This is a genomic window from Natronogracilivirga saccharolytica, assembly GCF_017921895.1.
Lineage (GTDB): Bacteria > Bacteroidota > Rhodothermia > Balneolales > Natronogracilivirgulaceae > Natronogracilivirga > Natronogracilivirga saccharolytica.
In genome coordinates this window covers 201212-213083 of record NZ_JAFIDN010000003.1, presented here as the reverse complement: position 1 = coordinate 213083, position 11872 = coordinate 201212, and the positions used below count along the sequence as shown (strand labels likewise).

Annotated in this window: 16 protein-coding genes; 1 reads left to right on the top strand and 15 read right to left on the bottom strand. The window is 49.9% G+C overall.

Translation table 11 applies throughout. The features are described from left to right. Positions 1-31: 31 nt before the first annotated feature. The 5 genes from NATSA_RS05390 to NATSA_RS05370 all read right to left on the bottom strand — a co-directional run bounded on the left by NATSA_RS05390 (position 32) and on the right by NATSA_RS05370 (position 2841). Positions 32-694: a class I SAM-dependent methyltransferase gene (locus NATSA_RS05390; protein WP_210510982.1), complete on the bottom strand. Its 663-nt coding sequence runs from the start codon at positions 692-694 to the stop codon at positions 32-34. A 42-nt stretch (positions 695-736) separates the two neighbouring features. Next, complete coding sequence (locus NATSA_RS05385; RefSeq protein WP_210510981.1) at positions 737-1510, bottom strand: helix-turn-helix domain-containing protein; 774 nt, start codon at positions 1508-1510, stop codon at positions 737-739. Between the two features lie 46 nt (positions 1511-1556). After that, positions 1557-1949: a type II toxin-antitoxin system VapC family toxin gene (locus NATSA_RS05380; RefSeq protein WP_210510980.1), complete on the bottom strand. Its 393-nt coding sequence runs from the start codon at positions 1947-1949 to the stop codon at positions 1557-1559. Then, a complete protein-coding gene (locus NATSA_RS05375) occupies positions 1949-2179 on the bottom strand; it encodes a hypothetical protein (protein ID WP_210510979.1) in 231 nt (76 codons plus the stop codon). Before NATSA_RS05375 ends, NATSA_RS05380 begins: the two co-directional genes overlap by 1 nt. Before the next feature lie 104 nt (positions 2180-2283). Then, complete coding sequence (locus NATSA_RS05370; protein ID WP_210510978.1) at positions 2284-2841, bottom strand: hypothetical protein; 558 nt, start codon at positions 2839-2841, stop codon at positions 2284-2286. A gap of 76 nt (positions 2842-2917) precedes the next feature. On the opposite strand from NATSA_RS05370, the gene NATSA_RS15740 reads away from it, so the two are divergent. Next, on the top strand, positions 2918-3094 hold the full coding sequence (locus NATSA_RS15740) for a DUF433 domain-containing protein (RefSeq protein WP_210510977.1): 177 nt from the start codon (positions 2918-2920) through the stop codon (positions 3092-3094). On the opposite strand, the gene NATSA_RS05360 is transcribed toward NATSA_RS15740, so the two are convergent. The 10 genes from NATSA_RS05360 to NATSA_RS05315 all read right to left on the bottom strand — a co-directional run bounded on the left by NATSA_RS05360 (position 3018) and on the right by NATSA_RS05315 (position 11852). Next, a complete protein-coding gene (locus NATSA_RS05360; RefSeq protein WP_210510976.1) occupies positions 3018-4160 on the bottom strand; it encodes a saccharopine dehydrogenase family protein in 1143 nt (380 codons plus the stop codon). The genes NATSA_RS15740 and NATSA_RS05360 overlap by 77 nt on opposite strands. Before the next feature lie 69 nt (positions 4161-4229). Beyond that, entirely contained in the window at positions 4230-4538 is a 309-nt protein-coding gene (locus NATSA_RS05355; RefSeq protein ID WP_210510975.1) for a glutaredoxin family protein, read from the bottom strand. After that, on the bottom strand, positions 4535-4681 hold the full coding sequence (locus NATSA_RS05350; protein WP_210510974.1) for a DUF5676 family membrane protein: 147 nt from the start codon (positions 4679-4681) through the stop codon (positions 4535-4537). The genes NATSA_RS05355 and NATSA_RS05350 overlap by 4 nt, the downstream gene beginning before the upstream one ends. 31 nt (positions 4682-4712) lie before the next feature. Beyond that, positions 4713-4940: a hypothetical protein gene (locus NATSA_RS05345; RefSeq protein WP_210510973.1), complete on the bottom strand. Its 228-nt coding sequence runs from the start codon at positions 4938-4940 to the stop codon at positions 4713-4715. Between the two features lie 133 nt (positions 4941-5073). Continuing rightward, positions 5074-5487, bottom strand: coding sequence for a hypothetical protein (locus NATSA_RS05340; protein ID WP_210510972.1), 414 nt, complete (start codon positions 5485-5487; stop codon positions 5074-5076). Between the two features lie 153 nt (positions 5488-5640). Next, a complete protein-coding gene (locus NATSA_RS05335) occupies positions 5641-7773 on the bottom strand; it encodes a copper-translocating P-type ATPase (RefSeq protein ID WP_210510971.1) in 2133 nt (710 codons plus the stop codon). A 62-nt stretch (positions 7774-7835) separates the two neighbouring features. Continuing rightward, positions 7836-8897, bottom strand: coding sequence for a DUF2231 domain-containing protein (locus NATSA_RS05330; protein WP_210510970.1), 1062 nt, complete (start codon positions 8895-8897; stop codon positions 7836-7838). Between the two features lie 104 nt (positions 8898-9001). Beyond that, entirely contained in the window at positions 9002-9340 is a 339-nt protein-coding gene (locus NATSA_RS05325; RefSeq protein ID WP_210510969.1) for a P-II family nitrogen regulator, read from the bottom strand. Positions 9341-9360: 20 nt separating this feature from the next. Further along, entirely contained in the window at positions 9361-9918 is a 558-nt protein-coding gene (locus NATSA_RS05320; RefSeq protein ID WP_210510968.1) for a DUF3347 domain-containing protein, read from the bottom strand. Between the two features lie 98 nt (positions 9919-10016). Further along, complete coding sequence (locus NATSA_RS05315; protein ID WP_210510967.1) at positions 10017-11852, bottom strand: efflux RND transporter periplasmic adaptor subunit; 1836 nt, start codon at positions 11850-11852, stop codon at positions 10017-10019. Positions 11853-11872 lie beyond the last annotated feature (20 nt).

The following is an 11872-nucleotide window of genomic DNA, read 5'->3' as shown; positions in this document are numbered from 1 at the left end:
GGGCTCCTGAGTTTTAAGTGTTTCTACAAACTTATAATGCTTTATTAGCTCTTATAAGAGAAAGCGTGCCGAATACTGTTGGAACATATTCCATCACATTAACCGGAAGAAATCCGACCTCATACACCATTTCCGGAATATCACCTTGTATATGCGCTTTCAGATTATCAAACCCGTCGATCAAACGTATTCCAAGAGAGCCCAGGCGCATGAGATCGTTTTGAGGTTCTCCCCAATCGGCAAGAATCAACCGGCCATCCGGCTTCAGTACCCGGTGCATTTCCCGGAAAGTACGAATCTTATCTTCAGGATTGAGGTGATGGATCATTAAACTGTTCGTAATCAGATCGAAATGATTATCCGGGTAAGGTATATTTGTGGAATACGCCTGCTTGAAAGAAATTTCTGAAGAGCTACGGCCTGCTTTTTGTTGTGCGATTTTTAAAACCCTGGCATCGCCATCCAATCCGTGTAATTCCAGGTTATCTTGATATGCCTGCATTTGCAGTAACAGGGTTCCTGTACCACAGCCGACATCCAGGATCTTCTCACCCTGAGCCGGATGTGCAAGCTCAATCATACGTTGTTTGAAATAAGTCTCCCGGCAGGTTATTCGCACCAGCGGGTCATAAAAACGGGTGAGAAACGAAAAACCGGCAGCCGGTACATAGTTGGAGGTAAGTTGATTTCCCATTACACTATTATGTTTAAGGTTCAGATGGTTGTAACATGCAACTTACCCGCTTTCACAAAAGAAGGCTTGAACGTTTCTGCTATCTTTTAAAAAATCACCGGGTGGAATACCGAACATTCGCACAAAAGTTCTTGTGAAATGAGCTTGATCAGAAAATCCGGCTTTTAAAGAAGCTTCAGAGAGATTGGCTCCACCAACCACAACCTTGACACAGGCAAACAATCGAGCCCAGTGTACATGTTTGCGAAACGGCATACCGGTCTGCTCTGCTATAAGATGCATCAAACGACTCTCGGAAAGATATAATGAAGAAGCGAGATCCTTGATGGATAGGGGTTGATCCAGACTTTCCCGGATATAGCTCAATGCCCTTAAAACTCTTTCATCATACCGTTGCCTGTCACTTTCCTCAACTTGAAGGAGCCCGGCCAATTCAGATATTGAGTTAATCATATCTCTGCAAGCCGCATCCCGGTATGTCAGAAGCTGCCACAACGGCATGAACAGCTCCCTGTCAAGCTGCCGATAGTTATTGCCTTTCAGTAGATGATTCCGAACTGCATCAGCCAAAAGACTTTCCGGCTCTATGTAAATAAACAGCGTAAACCCATGATCTTTATTTCGAAACAAATGGGGTGTATCAGCATCCAATACAACAGCGTTCGACTGTAACTCTGTCTGTTGCGGTATGGTAATTGAAAAGTTTCCGGAATAACCGCAGGTCAGTTGTATTGCATGATGACTGTGCAATGAAGTTTCCGTAAAATCGGCATTGATTAATGCAACCCCTTTCCAAAGATAGAGTGTCGGATGCATGTTGTCGGATATTTTAGCAGAATATTGTATGGCGTATTATTTCAAACTACCACTCGGTTAAAGACAATCCGGCAACCCTCCTAAACTCCCGGGTATTTCGAGTCACTAAAGTTCCATTGTGCGCTTTCACAATGGTTGCTATTAATAGGTCTAAAGGCCCAACCGGGTCTCCGCGACGTTCGCAATCACTTCGTAACTCAGCATAAACCGGTGACATCTCCTGACGGTAGTCGACCACTTCAAAAGCGGATAGAAAAGCCTCGAGTTTTTTTCTGTTCTCTTTTTTCTTGCTGCTTTTGCTGACACCATACATCAGTTCGGACTCAACAATTACGGGAATTTTTATTCGGTGTGGTTGAGTCGCAAGTATGTTTTGCCTGATCGAATCATACTCTCCTTTCAGAAAATGAATGCAAATATTGGTATCAAGAAAATACATCAGAGCGACTCCCGCTCTGCATCTTCGGCTTCAGAGTCTCGATCTACGGGTGTGAAGGTTTCATCATCAATGGAGCCGAATAATTTTTCAAAGTTTTCCGGATACCGCGATTCCAAAGCATGGTCTATTTGCCGGGCAACCCATTTGGAAACGGACGTATTTTCGGTCCCGGCGGCTTGCTTTACTTTTTTCAGTTTTTCTTCATCAATATAGAGAGAAATTTGTGGCATAATATATTTTTTGAGTTTATATAAAACTTCCTTGTTGAGAACGCACAAAAACAAGTATAATTGCAAGTATATGTGATATACGGTTTTTTCGTTCACGAAAAAGTTCACCTTGTAAGACCGTAAAACTGCACATTCACGCCTGCAAACGGGATAACAGTAAAACCATCAGCAAATAAGTGGCTCTTCAGTCCAACATGAGCCCCCACGGTGGTAAAATCCTCCCATTGATAGCGATAACCGCCTTTTATGATCCCCCCGATGCCGCTGTGAGCCTCATCAACCGGCTCGATAAGCGCAAGACCGGGTGCAAACGTAACAAAAACGCCGTCAAAACCGGGGCTTTCTTTTAAGCGATAGTCAATCCGCGGGCCAACCAGATGCAGATGGAGCGGTGTGCCAATGATCGAGGTCCCCCACGTACCGTAATGGCCACCCAGCATCAGTCTTGGTGAGAGCCACCAACCGAAATTGAAGTCAAACACAGCACCGGCTTTGCCCGACTGATCCTCGTCCGGATAGTCAATCCAGGCCATGCTGCCAGAGAAGCTGCCTCCGAAGAAAATCCCCCGATTCGGGGACGAGCCCGTATCATCGCCGGCTTGAGCAATATCGGGCCATAGTGCTATGACTGCAATAACTGCGAAGACAGTGGTTTTATGCATAGCAATACTTTTAATCTGCTATTGGCTAAGGTAATAAATCTGTCACATTTCCAATATTGCTGTAAGACCCGGTGGCGTGCCCATTGTTGATGGTACCAGAACTACTGTTCGGACTATTACCGGTTACTGCCAAATGGGAATGGATGTTGACCATTTTGTCCACACATCTGCATCTATCACCTGCCCCGGTTTACTTTACTTTTGTGATGAGATTCGTGTTCTCCGGGCTGCGCATTGTTTTTTTTCAATTTAATTCCCCGGTTTTCCAATGTGGCAAAGTAAGAAGCAGGCTCAAAAATTTGTTCCGGCAGCCATACCCCGGGTGCGATATTACCGTCTTCCAAAAATGTATCGGCCATAGTAACCGCACTGACTGCCGTTCCCTGAGACTCGTCCCGGCCGATTACATATAGATTCGCTGTCCCATTGGGACCTTCTGCCTTGACCGTCAGAGCATAGGTGTTCCGCCCTTCATATCGTCGTTGCAGCCATTCGAACATACTTGTTAATCCACGTTGTAACTGCAGCCGTTGCATTACACGGAGAAGTCCCGATTGCACACAGAGTGAAAAAAACGTCGCGATCCAGCCGGGTTCCAGTGCGACCCAACTGCCCGCACGGCGAACCCCCAGCGTCTCCGGATAGTAAACCTGATCGGGAATTGCAAAACGCATGACGGTACGTTGACCAAACGGATCGGGGAAAACCATACGCCTTTTCTCTGCCATTGCCCGTACCTGCCGATTCCGTCCATTTTCGCTTATGGTAAACTCACGGCCGGATGCACCGATCATCCAGTTGAGCGCAGCGGCTCCAAAATTGTCGCCTATACTCAAGAGGATACCGACATCCAATGTACCTCCGGGGCCGGTCTGAGCTACTGCCTCCCTGGCCATTACTCCCGCAGTGCCGGGTACGAGTCCAGATCCTATCAGAACACGTGCTCCGTTTTTCTTCGCATCGTCTTCGAGCTCCCGGGCACGCTCCCATAAATCAAGTTCAGCCGAGATGTCTATGTAAGCAAGGCCGCCCGTAACAGCAGAGCGGAGCAGATGCGGCACTTCCTGGTCGATGCAGGAGATTACCAGGGTCATGCCTTCAAGAGCTTTCTCCACCGCTGCTGAATCGGCAGCATCGAGTGCTATACCGCGCGCCCCATTTCCCAGCTCTTCAGCGAATGCCTGCGCCCGCTCACCATTACGGCCGGCCACAACCACTCGTTCCGGAAATCGCGGCGCCATGTCCAACGCAATCAAGCGCCCCACATGGCCATAACCTCCGACTATAAGGATACCATTGCCATCTGTTTTCTGTTTCATTGCTGCCTCCTTTAACATCTAACAATTCTATCCTGGCCCATAACTATGAATAATCATCCTGACTCATATCTAAGTTTTTGAACCATCAATGCCTCGGAAAAAACGGAATCCCCGACCTTCTTTGAGTAAATCCGGCAACTCCGCAAGTTCAGGTTTTACATAATATTGCCCGCCGAATTCAAGTACAGGTAACGGCACCGGTTTGCCTAAAACAGAAATCAGCTCTTGACCTGCTTTGTGGTTAAACCTCAGGTCAATAAACATGAATGACCAGCCGAGTTCCTGTAACATATTGACCAAGTGATGCATATAGTCACACCATTTTTGGCAATAAATAATCAGGTCTGGTTTATCAGGAGCTAATTGAGGTTGGTTCATGTCGATTCTTTGTCAGTTATTCCGAAGTTGTAAATTGCAGCTATTAATGCTCCTGCAAGCCAGCCAATAATAAAGATCTGGATGAGTCCTAATACTCCCTGCCACCAGGAAATATCCATACGAATAATTTCGGAGGTGTCCAAAGCAAATGCTTATCCATGGCGTTGCTCCTTTCTATTCGTTGAAATTTCGTTTTTTCAGCGATTGAAGCCGGCTTTGCAGCTCATCTTTTGACAGATATCCATTCCGGTACTGACGATTCAGCACAAGTTCCGCCGCCTGCCGGAAGTCGTGCCGGGTTTTCTTTTTGATTGCCCAAATCCAGATTATCAGTGCGACGCCCACACTCAGGATAAACATCAGCGGGTACCAGCTGTTTAGCAGTTCGGTCAGATGTTCCATAGCATCAGGGTAAATGCGGTTATAAGATGCCTCCGGTTCATAAATAATTCCGGCTTAAAATGAGTCTTTATACAGAAATCACCCCGGACAGCCGAATACAGCTACCCGGGATGGTTTTGCTTATCTGTCAGGTTCAATGATGACCGTCGTGTCCGTCAGACTCTTCCTCCTCATCATCACCGCCCATCATCGGGCATTTTTCGGCCATCTCCATCATTCCGGAGTGATCCATATCTTTATCTTCCATCATAGGATGCTTTTCAATGAATTCCATTTTTTCGGAGTGACCGAATTCCCGAATTTTTTCCATCATTTCTGAATGACTCAAATCTTTACCCTCGAACATGGGATGTTCGCCCATCTTCTGCATCATTTCAGAGTGATCCATGTCATGATCGTGATCACCCATCATGGGGCATTCTCCCATCTTTTCCATCATATGCTGATGCCTGTCGCCATTGTCATGGTTATGATGCTGCGCCTCGGCAGGATGGATCACAAATCCTAATATTATAGCGGTCAGAATTGACATTATTGCGGTCTTCATAATAAAACCTCGCGTTGTTGTTTTGGTTGATTTCAAAATTCAATCTCGCCTGCCATCCGCCGGCCGGCGGACTGGCAGGTATCTGTATGCTTCTTTAATTGCTTTATTTGTACCTGCCGGATTTCTGAATCTGGCAGGTGTTGGTCTTTTTTTCTAGTCGTCTTTCATACTTAAAAACCGGGCGTTAATCGCCACGATTACCGTGCTCAGCGACATCAATACCGCGCCGGCCGCCGGGGTCAAAATGACGCCCCAGGTGAACAGCACACCGGCTGCCAACGGGATGGCTACGACGTTGTAGCCGGTCGCCCAGAACAGGTTCTGCACCATCTTGCCGTAAGTCGCTTTTGAAAGCCGGATCACATCGGCCACGTCTTCCGGGTTGTTCTGAACCAGTATGATATCGCCGGTTTCGACGGCTACATCCGATCCGGCCCCGATCGCGATGCCGACATCGGCCTGAGCCAGGGCGGGCGCGTCATTCACACCGTCGCCGGTCATGGCTACCGTCATACCCTGATCCTGAACTTCCTTCACTTTGGCCGCCTTTTCATCCGGAAGCACTTCGGCAAAGACCTGATCGATTCCGAGCTGACCGGCCACATAATCAGCCGTCTGCTGGTTGTCGCCGGTGAGCATCACGCACTGAATACCCATGTCGTGAAGTTTTGAGATGGCGTTTTTGGAAGCATCCCGGATTTGATCGCCCAGCGCTACGGCTCCGGCAAGTTTGTCGTCGATGATGGTAAACACCACCGTTTTGCCCTGCCGTGAGAGCTCTTCGATCTGTTCACGGGGATAATCCATTTTCTGCTCCCGCAAATATCCCGGACTTACCACTTTCACATTTTTTCCTTCCACATTGCCCTGTACGCCTTTGCCGGTAATGGACTGGAAGTCATTTACCCTGGGCACATTATTATCACCCGCTTTTTCGACAATTCCGCGGGCAATCGGGTGCTCGGAATTGACCTCAACGGCAGCGGTTGTCCGAAGCAGCTCCTCTTCTGAGATCGAATCAAAGGCGAGAATGTCTGTAACGCCGAACTTTCCTTCCGTAAGCGTTCCGGTTTTGTCAAAAATGACAGCTTTCAGATTGCGGGCTGCCTCAAAAGCCACCCGGTTCCGGACCAGAAATCCGTTGGTTGCCGCCAGGGTCGTTGAAACCGAAACCACCAGTGGAATCGCCAGACCAAGGGCGTGCGGGCAGGCAATGACCATCACCGTAACCGTCCGGTTGATGGCAAAGCTAAGATCCTGCGTGGTGAAAGCGATCCAGGCAAAAAAGGTCAGGATTCCACCGGTAATGGCAATCAACGTCAACCAGAATGCGGCGCGATTTGCCAGATCCTGCGTTCGGGACTTGCTGGCCTGGGCCTGTTTCACCAGGTCGATCACCTGCGACAGAAATGAGTCGTCACCGGTTTTGTTGATGGAGATGGTAATCGATCCTTCCTCGTTGACCGCCCCGCCGATAACCTGGTCATCCTTATCTTTGCTTACCGGCTTGGACTCACCTGTCAGCATCGACTCGTTGACATTGGTGCTGCCTTCGATGACAACTCCATCAGCCGGAATCTTTTCTCCCGGTTTGATCAAAACCTTATCACCTACCTGCAGCTCTTCCAGTGGTACATCCACCACGCTGCCGTCGTCCTGCACTTTGTGCGCTTTACCCGGCAGCAGCTCGGCCAGCTTTTCCAGGGCAGCCGAGGCGCTCATTACCGAGCGCATCTCAATCCAGTGCCCCAAAAGCATGATGCCTACCAGGGTGGAGAGCTCCCAGAACAGCAGATTGCCCTCCAGGCCGAATACCACAAAAGTGCTGTAGATATAGGCCACCGAAATGGCCAGGCCGATGAGTGTCATCATACCCGGCTGCTTCTGGCGAAGTTCATCCACAAGACCGTACAAAAACGGCCATCCGCCGAAGAAAAAGACGACGGAGGAGAGCGCAAACAGGATCCAGATGTCTCCGGTGAAGCTCCAATCCACACCCATAAACTCCTGGATCATGGGTGACAGGGCGAGGATCGGGATCGTCAGTGCCAGCACCCACCAGAACCGGAACTTGAAATCCTCAACCATAGCGGCATGATGCTCATGGTGGTCGTGATGACCGTGTCCACCGTGATGGTCGTGGCCTTCATGATGGCCGTGATGACCGTGGCCTCCGTGATGATCATGGCCTTTGTGGTGATCATGATCTTTGTGATGGTTGTGGTGATCATGGCCGTGATGGTCATGATTTTCATGCCCACCATGTTTTTTATGATTATGTGACATAGTACCTCCGGACTGTTATAAGGTTTTCCACCGTTTTGTCAATAATACCTGCGAATGGTTGGTCACTCTACCGAATTGAACTCAAGCAACCTCATGCCCACGGTTCCTTCACCACGAATCAGAATTCCCGTCTTACCCGGCTCCATCTCATCGGCATGGGTATGGACAACGGTCTGACCGTTATGGTATCCGTAAAAATGGCGTCCGCTTGCCGTTACCCGGAGTGTAAACCAGTCCGTTGTGTCCACATCGCCGGAACCCAGTGAATTATCGGACCCGTTCAGGATCTGTCCCTGGATAAGTTCCGAATCCACAAGCCTCAGATACTGATAATTCTCCGTATCCTGGAAATGATGGATCAGTGCAAACTCACCGTTGAACTCCTCTGTGTTCAGTTCGATGCGGCCGTCGACATTCCGGATTGCATCGCCGAACAGGAGAAATGAAGATTCATCCCCGGCTTCCAGTTGCAGGTGATATTGTCCGTCAGTCTGAGACAGTTCTGCTCTTTCAGGTTCTGATCCTTCCACAGTGAAGTATTCCGTCAGCGCGTGATCGGCTCCCGGTCCGATTCTCCAGGTCCACGATCCGTCATCATGCTGCTCAGGAGCCGCATCTTCACGAAATCTTGCCAGATCTTGCCGGAGTTTTTCAATTTGCTGTTCCAGCCGGTCAATTTCGCCGACCGCCACACCGTGTTTATATACGAGCTTGGCTCCCAGTTCGCCAGTATACCACAGCATCCCCGTACCGGCAAAAGCCAATAGTACCAGGCCGATTAATGCAGGCTTTTTTACTTCAAGATTTTTCCACCAGGTCCAGCCCCGCAGAAGCGTAAAGGCGAAGTAAAAAAACAGGGTGTATAGCGCCCAGTCTTCGTGAGCTGTGACGACCGGGATCGCATCTCCTGTTACAGTGACTGTCTCAACAGCCTGCCGGCCGGATAAAAACGAAGCGATCAATCCGACGGTACCGGCTGCATAGAGTGCAAGCACCATTTTGTGAAGCCAGGACTGATCTTTCAAAAAGACCCGGATCACATCACATAAAACCGCCACAACCAGCAGGGCGATAGGAAAGTGGACAATAAAGGGATGAATATTGGGAATCCAGTCGGGAGTCATGATTTGTCTGTTATGTGTTCATTTTGATACCGGCCTGTTTTTATTTACATGCCGGACTCCGATGCATTATGCTGCATGCTGTTATACAGACCGTTTTCCATCCGTCACAATGCACCCGCACCTTTTTCTCCGGTTCGAATGCTGATAATCCGGCTCAATTCGGTTATGGTAATAATGCCGTCACCTTTACGGCCTGTGCTGCCAGATTCCTGAATGATGGAACATATACGGTCTGCTTCCTTGTCATCCACCATGATTTCAATTTTCACCACATGTGAATGCAGCACAGGAAACTCCAGGGTTGGAGCGGCTTTTTCGCTATCACTGTGCCTGCCGGTGCCTTCTCCTTTAAACACGGTCATACAGCAAAAACCTTCTTTGCGCAGCTCCCGGTTTACTTCATCAAACTTTTCCGGTCGTATTAAAGCTTTGATTTCTTTCATGGTCAGCACCTCTGAGTGGTTTACATTTTTGCCTCAATTCGCCCGCAACCCAGCATGGTCTCCGGTTTGTAAGGGTTGCGGATCTCCTCCTCGTCACTCAGCCATCCGGCTTCCGCCATCGGGCAATACTGGTGGTACACGTTGTCGCCGGTACCAAGTGTGCTCACGATTTCAACCAGCTGATCGGACAATGAACTGAAATGTTCACGGACATCATCCAGATTTTCGGCATCATGGATCGCAGTTATTTCACCGGCGAGATCTTCAAAGCGATTCATCCAGAACATATGCTCATCACCTTCCAGCCGGTGCGGGCCGATTTCATCCAGCCGTTCTCCCATTGCATGCGATTTGCTGCCGGCTTGTTCCAGATCCGATTCCACAAGCGCCTCTTTCAAACCGAAATAGTCCTGCATCAAGGCGCCGAATTCGGCCCCGAATTCATCTGCATCATTGCCGGCGTATGCCGCTTCATGGAGAAGATGAGCATGATGTGATTGCCCGCTCCGGGCTTCGGCCTGGCTGACCAGCAACATGCCCGCAAAAAGGATGGAAAAGGTTATCACTACATTTTTCATAATTGCCTCTTATTTGTTGTTGATAGATTGCTGATTTACTCTGTTACTGTCTTCTGCCGTTGGATTTTCAGACGGTTTTTCGCTTCCATCCGGCCATCTCAAAATTCGATCCGTTCAATCACCTCGCCGCAGCGCAGCATATCCGGATCATAGGGGTTCGCGATTTCCTCTTCGCTGCTGAGCCAGTCTTCATCCACCATGGGGCAGTATTGATGATAGTGCACACCGGGGATTTCGTAATTGCGGACCACCTCGATTAGTACATGGGAAAGCTGTGCAAATCCCTGGCGCAGTTCTTCGATATCACCGGCCTCCAGAATGTGATCCAGATGCCCGTCAATGGCCTCGTACTGATCCATCCACCGCATGTGTGCGTCCCCTTCCATCCGGTGCAGTCCGACGGCCTCAAGTTCTTCGGCTGTTCGCTCAAAAGCCTGGCGCGCACCGTCGAAATCGGAAGTTGTCAGTGCCTCTTTGCCTTGCAGATAGTATTCCAGAACAGCGGCAAAATCTTCACGGAAATCATCGGTGGCTCCGTCAATTGCCTCACCGTGCTCGTGCGGCTCGTCGTCAGGCTCGGCGTGGTCATCATGATCCATTGCCGGATCATCATGGTCGTCCATGTCCATGTCACCGTGATCGTGCGCCGGAACCGCACCGGTACCCGGCTCCCGGTTCATCATACTGAAGCGGTCGGCCAGCTGGAATTCACTGTCCACACGGAAGGCGCCATGGAAGACCACCTGCTCGCCCTCTTCGACACCGTCCTCAATCACAAAATGGTCGCCGCTGCGCAATCCGAGGTCCACTTCCCGCGCTTCAAATCGCGGTGTGTCGGCACCGGTGTCTTTCACATAGACCAGCGACCGCGGACCGGTCCAGAGAACCGATGAAGCCGGAACCATAAGTTTTTCCTCTTCCATAACGGATTTGACTGTACCGCTGACCAGCATTTCCGGTTTCAGGCGCATATCATTGTTTTCAATGTCAGCGCGGACGCCCGCGGTTCGTTTGCGGGAATCGATTACCGGATCGATATAACTTACCGTTGCCGTATGGCTGTTGCCCGGATTACCGCGGGTTGAAAACCTGATCTCATCGCCGGTCGATATCCAGTCAAGATCTTCTTCATAAGCCTCCAGCACCACCCAGAGATGATCCAGGTTGGCCACTTCAAAAATCACCGATCCCTCCGCGAAGTGCTCTTCATCCGCAATATTACGTGACATCACAAATCCGTCTGCCGGAGAGAGTATTTCCAGCTCGCGCTGCACTTCACCATGCGAGATGATGTTATCAATCTGATTGTCGGTAAACTCCCAGAACCGGAATTTTTGACGGGCCGACTCGTACAGCCGGGGATTGCTCTCCTTTTTCCGGGCGGCTTCCAGCAATTCCCGCTGGGCAGCAATCAGCTCCGGAGAATAGACCGAAGCCATCGGCTCGCCTTTGCGAATCGGCGCCCCGGTGAAATCCACTTTGGTTTTAATGACTCTGCCCGGAAACTGTGTCGTTATATTGACCAGACGGCGCTCATCCACCTTGATGCGGCCCGGCATACGGATTTCCCGCTCCGGATTGCCGCGAACAACAGATGTGGTCTGAATATCCGCCAGTTTCACAGCCGATTCGGTCATTACCATCGAGTAATCGTCTTCATGTTCTTCGGCAGAAGCCGGAATCAGGTCCATCCCGCAGATGGGGCAAGCTCCCGGCCCGTCTTCCCGGACCGACGGGTGCATGGAGCAGGTCCACACCTCCTCGCCGTTCTCTGCTGAGTGATCGTGTTCGCCTTCGGCCATTTCGTGATCATGGTCATGCCCGTTGTCTTCATGATCGTGATCTGCCGGTCCCGCGAAGAGTATCCAGCCGAGCAGCAGACCCGCCAGGACCAGTCCGGCTCCGGTAATTATTTGATTTCTTGTTGGTTTCATAGCGTTGTGTTTGTTGAAAT